15 protein-coding genes and 1 pseudogene are annotated in these 15,721 nt (G+C 66.9%); 8 read left to right on the forward strand and 8 right to left on the reverse strand.

Annotated features, from left to right (window positions below; translation table 11 throughout):
- Positions 1–154: 154 nt before the first annotated feature.
- A complete protein-coding gene (locus ACYBYQ_RS06455) occupies positions 155–1,735 on the forward strand; it encodes a diguanylate cyclase (protein WP_459617927.1) in 1,581 nt (526 codons plus the stop codon).
- On the opposite strand, the gene ACYBYQ_RS06460 is transcribed toward ACYBYQ_RS06455, so the two are convergent.
- Positions 1,736–4,213, reverse strand: a complete 2,478-nt coding sequence (locus ACYBYQ_RS06460; protein ID WP_459617929.1) for an NAD-dependent epimerase/dehydratase family protein — start codon at positions 4,211–4,213, stop codon at positions 1,736–1,738. It lies immediately after the preceding gene.
- A 306-nt stretch (positions 4,214–4,519) separates the two neighbouring features.
- Here ACYBYQ_RS06460 and ACYBYQ_RS06465 point away from each other — a divergent pair, with 306 nt between their 5' ends.
- On the forward strand, positions 4,520–5,074 hold the full coding sequence (locus ACYBYQ_RS06465) for an SAM-dependent methyltransferase (RefSeq protein WP_459617931.1): 555 nt from the start codon (positions 4,520–4,522) through the stop codon (positions 5,072–5,074).
- Positions 5,075–5,089: 15 nt separating this feature from the next.
- On the opposite strand, the gene ACYBYQ_RS06470 is transcribed toward ACYBYQ_RS06465, so the two are convergent.
- From ACYBYQ_RS06470 to ACYBYQ_RS06490, 5 genes are all read right to left on the reverse strand, one after another.
- Entirely contained in the window at positions 5,090–5,878 is a 789-nt protein-coding gene (locus tag ACYBYQ_RS06470; protein ID WP_459617933.1) for an ABC transporter ATP-binding protein, read from the reverse strand.
- The gene (gene modA, locus ACYBYQ_RS06475) at positions 5,875–6,624 is read right to left on the reverse strand and encodes a molybdate ABC transporter substrate-binding protein (protein WP_459617935.1); all 750 of its coding nucleotides are present in this window, start codon (positions 6,622–6,624) and stop codon (positions 5,875–5,877) included. The genes ACYBYQ_RS06470 and modA overlap by 4 nt, the downstream gene beginning before the upstream one ends.
- Before the next feature lie 8 nt (positions 6,625–6,632).
- Positions 6,633–7,307 (reverse strand): molybdate ABC transporter permease subunit, encoded by a 675-nt coding sequence (gene modB / locus ACYBYQ_RS06480; protein ID WP_459617937.1) that lies wholly within the window; start codon positions 7,305–7,307, stop codon positions 6,633–6,635.
- A 69-nt stretch (positions 7,308–7,376) separates the two neighbouring features.
- Positions 7,377–7,763, reverse strand: a complete 387-nt coding sequence (locus ACYBYQ_RS06485) for a winged helix-turn-helix domain-containing protein (protein WP_459617939.1) — start codon at positions 7,761–7,763, stop codon at positions 7,377–7,379.
- On the reverse strand, positions 7,760–8,680 hold the full coding sequence (locus ACYBYQ_RS06490; protein WP_459617941.1) for a D-hexose-6-phosphate mutarotase: 921 nt from the start codon (positions 8,678–8,680) through the stop codon (positions 7,760–7,762). The genes ACYBYQ_RS06485 and ACYBYQ_RS06490 overlap by 4 nt, the downstream gene beginning before the upstream one ends.
- A gap of 173 nt (positions 8,681–8,853) precedes the next feature.
- Between ACYBYQ_RS06490 and ACYBYQ_RS06495 the strand changes: the two genes are divergently transcribed.
- Entirely contained in the window at positions 8,854–9,009 is a 156-nt protein-coding gene (locus tag ACYBYQ_RS06495) for a hypothetical protein (protein WP_459617943.1), read from the forward strand.
- A 32-nt stretch (positions 9,010–9,041) separates the two neighbouring features.
- On the opposite strand, the gene ACYBYQ_RS06500 is transcribed toward ACYBYQ_RS06495, so the two are convergent.
- Positions 9,042–9,464, reverse strand: a complete 423-nt coding sequence (locus ACYBYQ_RS06500) for a VOC family protein (RefSeq protein WP_459617945.1) — start codon at positions 9,462–9,464, stop codon at positions 9,042–9,044.
- 310 nt (positions 9,465–9,774) lie between these two features.
- Here ACYBYQ_RS06500 and ACYBYQ_RS06505 point away from each other — a divergent pair, with 310 nt between their 5' ends.
- From ACYBYQ_RS06505 to ACYBYQ_RS06515, 3 genes are all read left to right on the forward strand, one after another.
- Complete coding sequence (locus tag ACYBYQ_RS06505; protein ID WP_459617947.1) at positions 9,775–11,106, forward strand: COG3014 family protein; 1,332 nt, start codon at positions 9,775–9,777, stop codon at positions 11,104–11,106.
- 18 nt (positions 11,107–11,124) lie between these two features.
- A complete protein-coding gene (gene lpoB / locus ACYBYQ_RS06510; protein WP_459617949.1) occupies positions 11,125–11,739 on the forward strand; it encodes a penicillin-binding protein activator LpoB in 615 nt (204 codons plus the stop codon).
- A 63-nt stretch (positions 11,740–11,802) separates the two neighbouring features.
- On the forward strand, positions 11,803–13,152 hold the full coding sequence (locus ACYBYQ_RS06515; RefSeq protein ID WP_459617951.1) for a CsgG/HfaB family protein: 1,350 nt from the start codon (positions 11,803–11,805) through the stop codon (positions 13,150–13,152).
- A gap of 412 nt (positions 13,153–13,564) precedes the next feature.
- Here the strand turns inward: ACYBYQ_RS06515 and ACYBYQ_RS06520 are convergent, their stop codons facing one another.
- Positions 13,565–13,855 (reverse strand): nucleotidyltransferase family protein, encoded by a 291-nt coding sequence (locus tag ACYBYQ_RS06520; RefSeq protein ID WP_459617953.1) that lies wholly within the window; start codon positions 13,853–13,855, stop codon positions 13,565–13,567.
- 116 nt (positions 13,856–13,971) lie between these two features.
- Here ACYBYQ_RS06520 and ACYBYQ_RS06525 point away from each other — a divergent pair.
- Positions 13,972–14,256: pseudogene (locus ACYBYQ_RS06525) on the forward strand (ATP-binding protein); the annotation flags it as partial.
- A 292-nt stretch (positions 14,257–14,548) separates the two neighbouring features.
- A complete protein-coding gene (locus tag ACYBYQ_RS06530) occupies positions 14,549–15,670 on the forward strand; it encodes a Fic family protein (RefSeq protein WP_459617955.1) in 1,122 nt (373 codons plus the stop codon).
- The last annotated feature ends 51 nt before the right edge of the window (positions 15,671–15,721 follow it).

Consider the following 15,721-nt stretch of genomic DNA (forward strand, 5'->3'; position numbering starts at 1 on the left):
ACCGCGGGAATGGATGGGCGTCGGGTGCGGCGGCTGGCGCCTGCCGCGGGGGCCGGGATTGTATGCGATGGAACGGACACCAGCAGGCCGGGATGGTTGGCGCGGCCTCGCGGCGTGGCTATCATCGGGTTTGACCATGCCGCCCCCACCCTAGATGACGTCCAAGCCCGTGCGCCTGCGCAGCCTGATTCTTGCAGCCTGCCTGTTCTTCGTGGCGGTGGCCGTGGCTGGCATGTTCTACGCCAGCTATGTGGTCAAGCGGCAGGTGCTCCTGCAGGACATCCGTTCGGCCAACCAGATGTTTGCCGAACGCCTGGCCCAGGTCACCGAGAACTACGTGAGCAGCTGCCGCAGGCTGCTGGCAACCGCGGTGCAGTCCATCCAGGGCCAGCCGGATTCGTTCGCGGCGCAGCGCGTGCTGGACGGCCTGGCGACGGCCTCCGATCTCTTCAACGTGCTGGTGATGGTCGATGCCGCCGGCCAGGTGCGCGCGACTGCGCCGCGCGGCGCGCATGCGGGGCCCGCGCACGCCAGCCTTGCGGTGGCGGCAGCCGACGCCGCCGCCACGGTCGTGCCGCCGCCCACCTCCAGGGCGTTCCGCGATAGCGCGGGGCGCTGGGTCGTCGCGCTCGTGCATCCCCTGCGCGACGCCGACGGCGGGCCGGGAGGCTATGTGGCGGGCTACATCTACCTGCACGACGGCGTCATCCTGCGCGGCATCCTCGGGCCGCAGGACTTCCACGGCGGCGTCTATTCGTATGCGTTCGACCGGGAAGGCATGATCCTCTACCATCCCGATCCCAGCCTGATCGGCGTGGAAGTCAGGCAACCCATCACGGAAACCGTGCTCAAGGGCGGCTCCGGGGCCATGCGCTACGTCAACCGGCGCGGCATCGACATGGTGGCGGGATACGCCTACGTGCCGGCAGTGGAGTGGGGCGTGGTCGTGCAAAGCCCGGCCGAGGAGATCCTGGCGCGCGCCGATGCGCTGCAATGGCGGACCCTGCTGTACGCCTCTCCGGTGGGCCTGCTGCTGTTGCTAGGAAGCTGGTGGATGTCGCGGCTCATCGCGCGCCCGCTCAACCAGCTGGCGCTGGCGGCCAGCCGGCTGGAGGCGCCGGGCATGGAGGGTACGGTGCGCAGCATCAGGGGCTGGTACCTGGAGGCGGCCGAGCTGCGGCGGGCCTTGCTCAAGAGCATCGCTTCGGTCACGCAACAGATGGGCACGCTTCAGCGCGCCACCGCCACCGACCCCATGACCGGACTGCTCAATCGCCGCGGCCTGGAGGCGGGGCTGGCGCATGTATTCGGGCCGCACCGCCGTGCCGCCGTGGTCACGCTGGACATAGACCATTTCAAGAGGATCAACGATACCTACGGCCATCCGTATGGCGACCAGGTACTGCGCCAGCTGGCCATGATCCTGCAGGCCAATGCCCGTAGCGAGGATCTCGCCGCCCGGCTGGGCGGCGAAGAGTTCGTGGTCGTGCTGCCCGATGCCGACGGGGAGGCCGGCATGCGCCTGGCCGAGCGCCTGCGCCTGCTCGTGGCCGATGCCGAGATGCCGAACGGCGTGCGGCTCACCATATCGCTGGGGGTGGCATGCAGCCCCGAGCACGGCACCCGGTTCGACACGGTCTATGCCTGTGCCGACCAGGCGCTCTATCTCGCCAAGGTGCAGGGCCGCAACCGCTCGCGCCTCTATACGGGGCCGGTCGCAGGCCCTGCCGCCTGATCACAGCATCGCCCGCTCCCAGGCGCCATATTTGGCGTCGATGCGGCCGCGCGGCAGGCACAGCGCGACCAGCGCCAGCCCGACCACCACGTCGGCGCCAATCTGGACCAGGCTGTCGCCGTACAGCGGCGCAGCCAGGGCCAGCCCCACGCCCAGCGGGGCGATGAGCAGCCGCGCCAGCCGGGCCACCTCGGCGGCGGCCACCGCGATCACGGTGAGCACCAGGGCGCCCACCACGTGCTCCACGTCGGCCAGGGTGCCGCTGCTGCCCAGGGTGAGGCGGGTCGTCATCAGCCAGACCCCCAGGGCGGCCGCCGCCCACAGCGTGGGCGGCATGCCGACGCCGCCGCGCAGGCAGTCGCGCAGGATGTACTGCGGCCGCTGGCTGAACTCGTCCTTGCGCGGCGCCGGCGCGCCGTCGTCGGTATCGCCGAACAGGAACACCCGCAGCAGCGAGCGGCCGGCGCGCCGCCGGCGCTGCAGGAACTGGCAGGTGGCAAGCAGCTCGTCGAGGGAATACGGGATCTGCACCAGCATGGCTGCCGCGCCGATCAACGCCAGGGTGCTCCAGGTGCCGATCACGATGGGCTGGATGATGATGAACGTGATGGAGACGATGCCCAGCGGGGCGATCATCAGCCCGAAGATGACCACCAGCCATGGCATGGTGCGCCAGCGGGCCCGCGAGCCCACCACGCCCGTGAGGATCTCCAGCGCATAGGTATAGGCCCCGACCGCTGCGTCGGGTACCGGCCAGGCGCGCGATACGCTGGAGGTGATGATCTCCTCGGTGCCGTTGCGAGGATCATCGGGGCTGCCCGCGAAGAAGGGCTCCCAGACATGGTCGATCTGCTCCATCTGGTAGGCCGCCAGGTAGCGCGACACATACAGGCCCACCACCGCCAGCGCGATGATGGGCACGCGCTGGGTCCATTCCGAGGGGTTGTAGGTCCAGCCGGGCGGGGTGTCGGGGCCGGTCAGCCGGGCCAGGGGCGTCGGCCCCGGTTCCGGCGGCAGCGCCACCGCGAGGCCGAATACCAGCGCGCCCACCAGCGTATCCGACAGGTAGGCCGCGCCGTTGGCGGTCCAGAATACGAACGGCGCGGCCATCACCAGTGCGCCGATTCCCGCGCATGCCCAGCGGGCGAAGGCCAGCCGCCAGCTCATGGCCAGGCAGGCGAAGACCACCAGCAGCACGCCCAGCACCATCTCCGTCGCGCGCAGCAGCGGTTCTTCCACGCCCACCAGCGGCGGCTGGCAGAGCAGCCATGTGCCCAGCCCGGCGTTCACCATGTGCGGCCAGCGGTGCCTGGCATGCTGTTGCCGGTAGAGCCAGATGGCGCGTTCCTGCAGCGCGTCAGCGCCGTCCGGGTAGTCCGCCGCTTCGCGCAAGGTGGCAGGCGCCTTGATGCCCTGGGCGCAGTACCAGGCCAGCGGGTCCTGCCTGAGCCGCGCGATGATGGCCGGCAGCACGCGCTTGAGCCGGTGCCTGGGGCGCCAGCCCAGGGACTGTTCGGCCCGGTTGGTGTCCAGCGCATAGTGCGCGTCCGACATCGCGATCATATAGGGCTTGATGAAGGGCTTCTCCCCCTGGTCCAGCGCGTCCGGCACCAGCGGTTCGAGCTTCTCGCGCAGCCAGGTGCCGGCGGTGGCCACGGCCTTGGGCACGCGGATGGTAGGCCAGTCGTGGATGCCGTGCACCAGGCGGCCGATCTCGTCCTGCAGGGCGTCATAGCCCAGCGCCTCGGTTTCGCCCAGCAGCAGCTCCAGGTCGGGCGGCAGGCCACGGCGCCGGGCCAGCAGCCGGCGTATGGCTTCGTGCAGGTCGTCCCGGTGCAGCATGGCCTGGCCCACCTGGTTGGAGGCGGAGTAGAAATAGCTCTCGAAGTCGCGCTCGTAGATGCGCGCGATCTGCTGGGCCAGCGTGGGCACCAGCGTGGTTTCGTCATAGACGCCGGCCAGCCGCAGGATGACGTAGGGTATGTCGCCATGCTCTCGGCGCACCACCTCCTCGGCTTCCAGCTTGGAGCGGGGATAGACGTATTGCGGGCCGTAGGGCTGGTCCTCGTCGATCAGTTCGCCCGGCTTGCCCGGCGCATGGACCAGCATGGTGCTGGCATAGACGAAGCGCTCCACCTTGCAGGCGTCGCGCAGTGCGCGCAGCAGGTGCGCCGTGCCGTCCACGTTCACGGTGCGGTACAGCGGGCTGTCGGCGCCGGTGGCATCGAAATAGGCGATCAGGTGGATCACCGCGGCCAGCCGTCCGCCGCAGGCCTGTGCCACCTGCGCGATGGCCTGCCGTACCGAATCTTCGGAAGCCAGGTCTGCTTCGAAAACAGGGAATCCCAGGTCGTCGCGCGCCTTGCGGTCCAGGCCGATGATGCGGTACTGCTGCGAGAGATACCGGGCCAGGGGCGCACCCAGGTTGCCTGAGGCGCCGGTGATGAGCAGGGCGGGACGGTCGGGATTGGCTGACATCGTGCACTCCAGGGGCAGGCGCCCACAGATATGGGGGAGTGCGCGTACGCAAGTTGCATGCCTGGATTCAACCAGCGGGAACAAAGGCGTTTTCCCGGGTCGTTTGCATGATCGGGCAAAAATTTCGGACTATCAGGCAACCGGGTTTGGTGCCTCCTATGAATAATGTTCAGCGTAAAGTCAGAAACGATAGGGGGGCAGCCGTCCGCGGCGAGCCTGGGAAACGGCGCTCGCACGCCGTCCGGAGAAGCGCCAACCGCACCGGCAGCCGTCCGGTGCGTCGACCTCAACCTACAGGAGCTCCGCATGAGGACCTTCCGTTCCTTGCTTGCCAGTGTCGTTGCCGTTACCGCTTTCGTCGCATTTCCCGCTGCCGCCCAGACCCCCGCTCCTACCCGCACGCCCGACGTCATCTTCGTCCCCACCCCCCAGGAGGTGGTGGACGCCATGCTCGAGGTTGCCAAGGTGGGGCCCGACGACGTGCTCTACGACCTGGGCTCGGGCAACGGCATCATCCCGGTCACGGCAGCGCGCAAGTTCGGCACGCGCGGCGTGGGCGTCGACATCGACCCGCAGCGCATCCAGGAGGCCAACGCCAATGCCAAGGAGCACAACGTCACCGACAAGGTGAAGTTCATCCAGGGAGACCTGTTCGAGCAGGACCTGTCCGAAGCCACGGTCATCAGCCTGTATCTGCTGCCGTCGCTGAACCTCAAGCTGCGGCCCAAGCTGCTGGAGCTCAAGCCGGGCACCCGCATCGTGTCCCACGCGTTCGACATGGGCGACTGGCCACCCGACCAGACGCTCAATGTGAACGGCCGCACGGTCTATTTCTGGACCGTGCCCGAGAAGAAATCCTGATGGAAACCTGAGGGGTCAGTTCACCTGGTGTCTGGCGCCTCCCTCCAGCAGTGCACGCAGGTGGCGCCGCTGCGGCGTGTCCGGCGTCGGCGCGGCGCCCAGCGCCTCGCGCGCCAGGCCGGGATCGCTGCGCAGGTCCACCTGCCGCACCACCCGGCCCTGTTCAAACAGGCACGCCGCGTCGGCCAGCGCCAGCACGTCGTCGATGTCGTGCGTGATCATCACCACGGGAATGCGCCATTCGCGCTGCACGCGCGCAAGCTCCTCCCGCATGGCGACGCGCAGCATGGGATTCAGCGCGGCAAAAGGCTCGTCCAGCAACAGCAGGCGCGGCTCGCACGCCAGGGCGCGGGCCAGCGCCACGCGCTGCTGCTGGCCGCCCGACAACGTGGCGGGGCGGCTGCCGGCCAGTTCCTCCAGTCCGAAGCGGGCCAGCAGGGCGTCCACGCGTGCCGCTGTCTCGGGGGCGAGCCGCCGGCGGCGCCAGGAGGTGAGGCCGAACGCCACGTTCTCGCGCACCGACAGATGCGGGAACAGCGCATAGTGCTGGAAGAGATAACCCACGCCGCGGGCGGGGGCGGGCAGGTCGATGCCCTGGACCGCGTCGAACAGCGTACGGCCCGCCACCCGCACGTGGCCGGCAGCCGGGCGCAGCAATCCTGCCATGGCCTGCAGGGTAAGGGACTTGCCCGACCCCGAAGGCCCGTAGAGCGCCACGAACTGCGCATCGGTGGCCACGCGTGCCGCCAGGTCGAATCGCCGCGGGCCGTCGCGCAGCTGCAGGCGCACGTCCAGGTCTATCATGGCTGGCCGAAGCCGTAGCGGGCCAGCACCGGACGCGCCGCGCCGCCCTGCAGGAAGTCCACGAAGCGCCGGGCCAGTTCCGGTCGGGAGCTGCCGGCCACCGCGGCCACCGGATACGACACCGGCTCGTGTCCGCCGACCGTCAGGGCGATGCGCACCGCATCCGGCATCAGCGCCGCATCGGTGCGGTAGACGAACCCGGCATCGGTTTCGCCGCGCGCGACGTAATCCAGCACCTGGCGCACACTGGCGGCCTGCACGAACTTGGGCTGCAGCGTCGTCCAGAGCCCGGCAGATTCCAACGCCTGCTGCGTGTAGCGGCCCGCAGGCACAGTGGCCGTGCGGCCTATCGCGATGCGCCTGACCGCATCGCCGGCGAGCGCCTGCAGCGCCTCCATGGCGGCACCGCCTTGCGCGGGCACGACCAGTACCAGGTCGTTGCGGGCGAAATCGCGCCGGCTGGCCGGGTCGATGAGCTGCTCTGCGGCGGCGCGGTCCATGGTGTCCTGGTCGGCGCTGGCAAAGACGTCCACCGGCGCACCCTGGCGCAGCTGCTGGAGCAGCGTGCCGGACGCGGCGAAATTCAGCCGCACCGTGGTTCCCGGCTCCTGCATCTCGAACCGACGGGCCACCTCCGTGAAGGCCTGGGTGAGGCTGGCCGCCGCCGAGACGGTGAGCGTTTCGGCATGGACGGCCAGTGGCAGCAGTGTGGCCAGCAGCACGCAGGCGGCACGGGGGCGGGGCATGGGATTCCTCAGCGTAGCGAGAGATAGCGGTTGGACACCGTGAGGATCAGTACGGAAATGAGCGACGTCGCCGCCACCAGCAGCAGGGCCAGGTCGTCCTGGCCGGCCTGCACGGCGTCGTAGATGGCCATGGACAGCGTCTGCGTCTGGCCGGGGATCGAGCCCGCCACCATCAGCGATGCGCCGAATTCGCCCATGGCGCGGGCGTACGCCAGCAGCGTGCCGGCCAGGATGCCGGGCCAGGCCAGCGGCAGCGTCACGCGCGCGAATACCGACCAGCGGGACTGGCGCAGCGTGCTGGCCGCCGCCTCCAGCGTACGGTCTATGCCGGCGAAGGCCGCCGTGGCCGACTTCAGCACCAGCGGCAACGCCACCACGGCCGACGCCACCACGGCGCCATGCCAATTGAAAATGAGGGAGTAATCCAGGTGGGTGCGCAGCCAGTTGCCCAGCGGGCTGTGCCGGCCGGCCGCAACCAGGATGGCATAGCCGATCACCGTGGGCGGCAGCACCAGGGGCAGCATGCAAACCGACTCCAGCAGCGTGCTGCCCGGGAACGGGCGCCGCGCGAACAGCCAGCCCAGCCCCACGCCCGCCAGCAGCGCAAGCAGCGTGGCCACCGCCGCCACCTTGAGCGAAAGGACCAGCGGGAACCAGTCGAAGGCGGCAAGCAGATTCGTCATATACCGGAGAATACAACGAAATCCGTCAGGCAGCCATGGAGGGCAACCCGGGCGCCCGCGGCGGCGCAGTTAGGGTGCCAGCATCGACTGCAGTGCGGCCAGTTCCTCGGCGGCCGCGGCGCGCGCGGCCCCCTCGATGGCGCGATAGCGGCGGATGAGCTCCCGGCCCGTATCGGTGATCCGCGTGCCGCCGCCGCGCGCACCGCCCGTGGCGCTTTCGACGGCGGGCTGCCGCAACGAGCGGTTCACTTCGTCCACCAGCAGCCAGGCCCGGCGGTACGACATGCCGAGCTGCTGCGCCGCCGCCGTGATGGAGCCCGACTGTTCGATCGCTTCCAGCAGCGCCACTTTGCCCGGACCGATGGCGATCGCGCCTTCGCGGTACAGGCGCAGGCGGAACTGCGCCTGGATGCCGTGCCCCGGAGCCGGGCTGCCGTCCTGGTGGCGCGTGCTCATGCCGCCGCAGGCCCCGCGGCGGGAACCACGGCGATTTCCACAGCCACGGTCTCGGCGGTGCCTGGCGCCAGCTCGAGCACGTCGTCCATGATGCGCGCCGTTTCCACGCACAGCATGCGCTGCCAGGCGTCCGGCGCGAAGTCGCTCAGCCGGGCCGCCTTGTCCACCCAGGGGTTCCACACGACGGCTGAGCGCGAACCGCTCGCGCTCAGGCGCAGCGTGCGCTGCCACTGCGGGTCGTGGATCTCGACGGGGCGATCCACGCCGAGGTAGATGCGGTCGGTCTCGCCGTCGATCCGCACCGGCCCGTCCTGGTGTCGCGCTTGCCAGTCTTGCGTCGTATCCAGGTAGGGCAGCCCTTCCAGGCCGGTGACGGACACCTGCCGGCTGTCGGACACGGCCAGGTACGTGTGCAGGGCCAGGCTCAGCGTGAGCGGCCGTGCCCCGAGGTTTTCCGTCGTGAGCGCCAGCCGCACCGTCTGGCCGAAGCTGGCCGACAGCGTCAGCCGCACCGGGTGGCGCCACGGCCCCAGGCCCTCGGGCAGGTGGCAGTCGAACACCAGCTCGGCCATGTCGCCCCGTACCGCCTGCGACGTCAGCGTCCAGTCGCGCGCGCGTACCAGGCCGTGGGAGGGCGCATCCTCGGGCGCCTCCACGGTATCCCGCACGGCCTGGGGATTGCGGGCATAGACGCCGAACCATGGCCAGCACACCGGCACGCCGCCGCGCACCGGTGTCCCGGGCGAGAGGTCCGCGCGCTCCGAGAGCCACACCACCGGCCGGCCGTCGGCGGTGGCATAGCTCAGCAACTGTGCGCCCTGCCGGGCCATGAGCGCCGTGCCATGAGGCGTCTGCACGCGCCAGCACTCCAGCTGGCCGGCGCGTTCGGGGTCGATGCGGGGAAGGGAAGGGGTCATGGAATCGAAGCGGAATCGGAGGCCTCGCCCGGGGGCGCGAGGCGCTTATTGTGGCATTTCCGCCTCAGCCGAAGAAGCGGGGCCCGGCAAACCGGGCTCCGTTACGATTGGCCAAGCCCTGTTGCACGGCCGCGACCTACACTCCCGTCACCCAGAACAATCAGGCCTTTGAAATGACACGTTTGCTGCTCTGTACCTTCCTGCTCGTCTCCCTGGCGGGCTGTGCCGTCTATACGCCTCACGGCGCCGTGGTGGTCGATCCCGACCGGGGCGGCTATGGCGGCGGCGGGTTCTGCCCGCCGGGCCAGGCCAAGAAAGGGAACTGCTGAGGCGCCGCAGCGCCGTACCGTTGGGCTGCGGTTCAGTCCGCGGGCAGCAGCGCCGGGTTCCAGACCACTTCCCACACGTGCCCGTCGGGATCCTGGAAATAGCCGGCGTAGCCACCCCAGAACGTGTCGTGGGCGGGCTGGACGACGGTGGCGCCCGCCCTGCGGGCCTGCTCCATCACCTCGTCCACTTCCTGCCGCGACGACACGTTGTGCCCGATCGTGAAGCCGGTGGGGCAGGGCCGGGCCCTGGGCAGGCCGGTGTCGTGCGCGATATTCTCGCGCGCCCACAGCGCGAGCTTGAGCTGGCCCTGCAGGTCGAAGAACGCCACGGCGCCGTGCTCGAACTCGGTACCCACGATGCCCTGCGTAGCAAGGCCCAGCCCGTCGCGATAGAACGCCACGGCCCGTTCGAGGTCGTCGACGCCGAGGGTCAATACGGAAATGCGGGGTTTCATCGGGTCTCCTCCGGCTTGCTTTTCCGTCCATGGTAGCGCGTGGCTGCGCGCCTTTCCCGAGCACAGAAGGAAGCGGGGAGAGGTTTGACCCCTCAGCCCGCATCGGCAACGGCCGGGTGACTCCGACAAACGCATAGCCCTGCGTCGGTTTCTTGCGAAGCCGGCACGCCATGGGGCTATGTCGGCCTTATGTTTCTGTAATATTCAAAATAATTCTAATAGTTGCCGTATCCCGGGCTGCGTGTTCAAATAATGCAGAAATTGTCACGATTAGCAATATATTCCACGGGAGGTTTGAATGAGGAGGTTGATGGCTGTCGGCCTGGTTTGCGTCCTGGCCGGGTGTGCCAATCCCCAGGCGCGCAAGGATTTTTCGCGCGAGCTCGGGCTGGGGAATCTGCCCGCCGCGACGAGCGGCGCCGTAAACGCCGCGGGTCCGCAGGATGGCGAACCCACCGACCTGCTATGGGCGCTGGAAGCGGGCACGCTGCTGCGCCAGAGCGGCCTCACCGAGCGTTCCACCAAGATGTTCGACGGCGCTGAATCGCTGATGAAGGACGACGACACCCGGAATGTCGTCGCGAGCGCAGGCAGCCAGGCCCTGTCGATGCTGGCCAATGACAACGTCCTGCCGTACAGCCCGGCCGTGTACGAAACGGTCATGCTCAATACCTATAAGGCGTTGAACTTCTGGCGCGACGGCGACTTCGCCAATGCGCGCGTCGAGTGGAACCGCAGCGACGATCGCCAGCGGCGCGCCGCGGAGCACTTCGAACAGGAAATCGCCAAGCAGCGCGACGAGATCGGGAAAAGCGGGAACGTCGACCTCGTGAACCGCAGCCTGGAAGGATCTTCGGAAGCGCTGAAGAAATCGGGCGTGGACCTGTCCCAGTGGGAGCCCTATGCCGGCTATGTAAACCCCGCGGTGGTCTATCTCCATGGGCTGTACTTCCTGTTCAACGGCGAAGGCCCGGCTGACATGGAGAAGGCGGAGAGCAGCCTGGAACGCGCATACGCGCTCACGCGCAACACCCAGGTGCAGATCGACATGCAAGCCGCCCGGCGCAACAAGGGCAAGTTGAAGCCGGCAGTCTGGGTACTTTTCGAGAACGGCACGGCGGCGCGCAAGGAAGAGCTGCGCGTCGACCTTCCGCTCTTTCTCGTCAGCGGCAACGTCAAGTACACCGGCATGGCGCTGCCCATCATGAAGGAAGGCACGCCGGCCTATCCGTACCTGACCATCGGCCGCCAGCAAACCCAAATGCTGGCCGACATGGACATGATCGTGCGCGGCGAATTCAAGACCCGATTCAACGGCATCCTTATCAAGGAGATCGTGCGTGCAACCGCCAAGACGGTGATGCAAAAGCAGTTGAACGACTCGAATCCGCTGCTGGGTTCCCTGGCCGCCGTGGCCCAGGCGATATCCACGCAGGCGGACCTGCGCGGCTGGTCGACGCTGCCCAACAATTTCCAGCTGGCGTCGGTTCCGTATCCGGCGTCCAACCGGCTGACCCTGGGCGTTCCCGGCCACGAAGACATCGTGGTCGACCTGCCGAGCGAGAAGCGGCCCGTGCTGGTGTATGTCCGCGCCATCAATCCGGCAATGCCGCCCCGCGTAGACGTTCTCGCCTCCCGATAACACCCTGCAAGGTAGATCATGAATCTGAAGCTTTCCCTCTCCGCCATCGTCTTCGCCGCTACGCTGGCCGGTTGCGCCACCACCACGCATTACGTCGACACCAAGAACGACACCGTCGCCGTCATGGGTCTCGACTACAAGGATTTCGAATCCGCAGCGGGCAAGATGGTGAATGACATGCTCAACTCGCCCTTGATGGTGCATCCCAAGGCTGCGCAAGGCGGACGCTTCGTCATCGCCATGTCGAGCATCACCAACGATACGGCGCAGCGGATCGACACCGATCAACTGGTCAAGAAAATCCGCGTGAGCCTGCTGAATTCGGGCCGCTTCGTGATCACGACGGCCGTGGGCCTCGATGGCCCCGAAGACGCGATGACGGCCAAGTCGCGCGCCCTGAAGGGGTCCAAGATGATGAACCAGGCCACCGTCAAGAAAAACGGCCGCGTCGTGGCGCCCGATTTCTCGCTGTCCGGCAAGATCCTCCAGCGCAACAACCGCGTCGACAGCCGGACCCAGCAGGTCGATTACTACTTCCAGCTGACCCTCACCAACCTGGATAACGGTCTTGCCTATTGGGAAGGCGAAGAGGCCATCATCAAGCGGGGCGACAACCGCACCGTGAGCTGGTAAGACCCTGATGACGACCGACCGCCTGCCTGAGCAGGCGGTCTTTTTTCCGTGAGTGGATTGATCATGAGAGTATGGATACTGGGCGCCGCGCTTCTGTGCGCGGGGCAGGTAGCACACGCCGAGGATGTCACCGTGCCCGCCGTGGGCTATGGCGACACGTTCGAGCAGGCCGTGGAGTCGGCCCTGGGCAATGCCATCAAGCAGGTGAACGGCGCCTCGGTTGCGACGCAATCGGCCAGCCCGAAGGCCTATGTGCAGGTCAAGCGTGATGCCGAGGGGCAGGCATCGAGCAATCTCGACGCCAAACTCGCCGAACAGAACTCCGAGAGCGGCCTGATCTCCGATTCGGTCACCAAGAATGAGCAAAACCTGAATGCCGCCACATCGGCACAGGCTTCGGCGTCCAGCAAGACTACCGTCGAGGCGGGCATCGGCAGCACGAACGACGTGCGTGCCCAAGGCAAGGTCAAGGGCTATTCGGTGGTCAAGCAGGAATGCGGCGGCAGCAAAGGATGCATGGTCGAGCTGTCCGTCACGATCGAGAAGTTCGAATACAAGGCCAGGACGCCGAAGCTGGATCGCGACAGCATCGCCGTGGTCACGACCGGCAAGCTGCGCAGCAGCCGCCTGGCGGCGGATCTGCGCCAGTCGGTTACCGACCAACTGGTCAAGAGCGGCCGCTTCACGGTGCTGGACCGCAGCAATGACGCAGCCTTCGAGAAGGAGAACGATTTCCTGGCCAGCGACAACGTTTCCGACCAGGAGCGGGCCCGCCTCGGCCAGGCGGCGGGTGCCGATTTCCTGCTCATCGTCAATCTGACCCAGGCGAATGTGGCGACGCATGTGCAGGAGACCAACATAGACCTTACCGGCGAGTCCAGCCGCGAGGTCTCGCATTCCACCAAGGCGGCCGTACGCTATACGCTGGTCGAAGCAGCCACCCGGGCCGTCAAGTGGTCGGATTCCGCGTCCTTCGCGTCCGGCGGCAACCGGATCGACGCCGCGATGGAGCGATTCCAGTCAAAAATGCTGGGCGACATCGTCGAAATCGTGAATCCGGCCAAGGTGGTGGCCGTACAAAATGGGCGCGTGATCATCAATCGCGGCATGGGCAGCGTCGAGGAAGGCCAGGTTTTCGATATCTACGCCACCGGCGAAGCGCTGATCGACCCGGATACCGGCGAGAATCTCGGCGCTACGGAAGAAAAGGTCGCCTCCATCAAGATCGGCGAGATCAAGGCCAAGGTGGCGTACGGTGCCGTCGTGGCGGGCGAGCTGGGGGCGGTTGGCAAGGGGTCCATCGCGCGCCTGTCCAAGCCGGCCCCGCCGGCAACCAAGAAGGCGGCGCCCAAGCGGGCTGCGCCGCCCAAGTCGGACCAGAAGATCGACGCGGCGGGCGGCATCATTCTCTGAGGCTGCCCGTTTCGGAAACGTCCCGGAGGCCTGTACCGCCGGGGTGGGACGCCCGGGGGCATCAGAAAAACCATCCCGTCCAAACTCCGTGCGAATTCGGCGCGAAACCGCAGACAGTTGTGGACAAAAAAGACAGCCAGGCTGCCCTGGCTGTCTCGGCCTATCCCTGTACGGGACTGTCTAAATTGCCGGCGGGAATTTAACTGTTGCTGGAAAGCCGCATGGATAAAGGGTTTCAGGAAATTCCCCGAAATCCATATCCCTACGTCACTCCCCTTGCTCCGTGGATGTGGGCGGCAACGGTTGGACAGTGCGGGACAGTTGCTTTACCAGGGCATGCAGCTCAGGCAGATCGCGCTGGATCGTGAGCCATACGACCTCCAGATCGACCTTGGTATGCGTAACACCTTGCTCATACGGGCACGGTCTCGGTGAGAACCTTGGCGAGAACTTTCTCGGGCAGGGCCCTTGGGGTCAGCACATCGACCGTCACGCCCAGGAGTCGCTCAAGCTCTACCTGGATTCTGGCGACATCCATGAGTGAGGTCTCCGGGGTGGGGTCGATTAGGATGTCCAGGTCGCTGCCCTCGACATCATTCCCATGGGCGGCCGAGCCAAACACGCGGGCATTGCCAGCGCGATGCGCAGCGACGATACGGCGAATTTCACTGCGGTGCGCATCGAGTGCGATGGATGGTTTCATGCCATGTTCCTCGTGGGTAGTGGGGCAAGAGGGGGCGCTTCGGGCGATTTTACCTGCCATCCCGGACTCGAGGGGGAGGGCTACCACTTCACTTTCTTGTTGCTGCGGTCGCTTTCCTCGTGGATCAGATCGGCTACCTGCCCTTCGGGCGCGATGAAGCAAATCTGTTCTTCCAGGTGGTTGCCAAGCGCTACGAGCGAGGCAGCATCATCTTGACCTGCAACCTGTCCTTCCCTCAATGGGCCAGCGCCTTCGCCGACGACCAGACCCTCACGGCAGCCATGCTCGACCGCCTTCTGCATCACGCTCACATCGTGCGGATCAGTGGCGAAAGCTATCGGCTCAAGGACAAGCGCAAGGCCGGCAACAGCCCGTCTCGGGCTCGGACTGCTGCCCAATAACCCTTCAACCCCAGGGGGCAAATTTACTTCGGCGCGAGCGCCGACAAAGGGAGGTGCGGACGTTTCAGTCGGCGTTGACAGATCGGTCACCGATATGGACGTTCAAATTCGTATGCTTCTCTGGTCGGGTTCGATTCGGAATCGGGAATTGAACCCGCGTCCGTCCCCTCGACCAAGAGCACACCCATTCCGGGGTAAGGCAGCCCGGGGCGCGGGGAATCGCACCCTCTATCGCCGTATTATATGCGGTGAATAACTTGCGCATGCGGAGAATGGAGCCCATAATCTCCGCATGAATAGCGTCGATTACAAGTACATCTGGCAGGCCGGTGACTGGCCGGACTGGCGCTTCGACCTGGCGACGCTCGCTGGCCCCATGGCCGAAGTCAGTCGCGTCCAAGGCTTATTGCTGGGGCGCTTGGCCGACGTGGGCGTGGCCCTGCGCGATCAGGCCAGTCTGGCGGCGCTCACCGAAGACGTGGTCAAGACCAGCGAGATCGAGGGCGAGCAGCTCAACGTCGAATCCGTGCGCGCGTCCATCGCCCGCAGGCTAGGCGTGGACATCGGTGCTCTGGCCCCGGTGGATCGGCACGTCGAAGGCGTGGTGGAGATGGTGCTCGATGCCACGGCCAACTGCCAGGCACCAGTCACACGGGAACGCCTGTTCGGCTGGCATGCCGCGTTGTTCCCTACCGGCTACTCGGGCCTTTCCAAAATCAAGGTCGGCAGTTGGCGCGACGATACCAGTGGCCCCATGCAGGTGGTGTCCGGCCCCATCGGCCGCCAGCGCGTGCATTTCGAGGCACCGCCAGCCGATCGTCTGGAGACCGAGACGAGTCGTTTCCTCGCATGGGTCAATGCGGACTCGGGTGAGCCACCGCTCGTCAAGGCGGGGCTTGCCCACCTGTGGTTCGTGACCTTGCATCCCTTCGACGACGGCAACGGCCGTATCGCCCGGGCCATCGGCGACCTGTGGCTTGCGCGTGCCGACGGCAGCCCGCAGCGCTTCTACAGCCTCTCGGCTCAGATCCAGCGGGAGCGCAAGGCCTACTACGATATCCTGGAGCGCACCCAGAAGCGGTCCATGGACGTCACCGAGTGGCTGGCCTGGTTCCTCGACACCCTGCACCGCGCCGTCGATCAGGCGCAGCAGACGCTCGACGCCGTCCTGGCCAAGGCGCGGTTCTGGCAGCACTGGGCGGCCACACCTTTGAAGGAGCGACAGGTGAAATTGCTCAACCGCCTGCTCGACGGCTTCGAGGGTAAACTCACCAGCAGCAAGTGGGCGGCCATTGCCAGGTGCTCGCCGGACACGGCGCTGCGCGACATCAACGACCTGCTCGCACGCGGCGTGCTGCGGAAATCGGATGCGGGCGGGCGCAGTACCAGCTACGAGCTGAACGATCTCCCGTAGCAACCGCGCGTCTTATGAATTGACTTGGCTGGCGGACCGAACAGCGCCTTC

Source organism: Bordetella sp. 2513F2 (assembly GCF_054642735.1).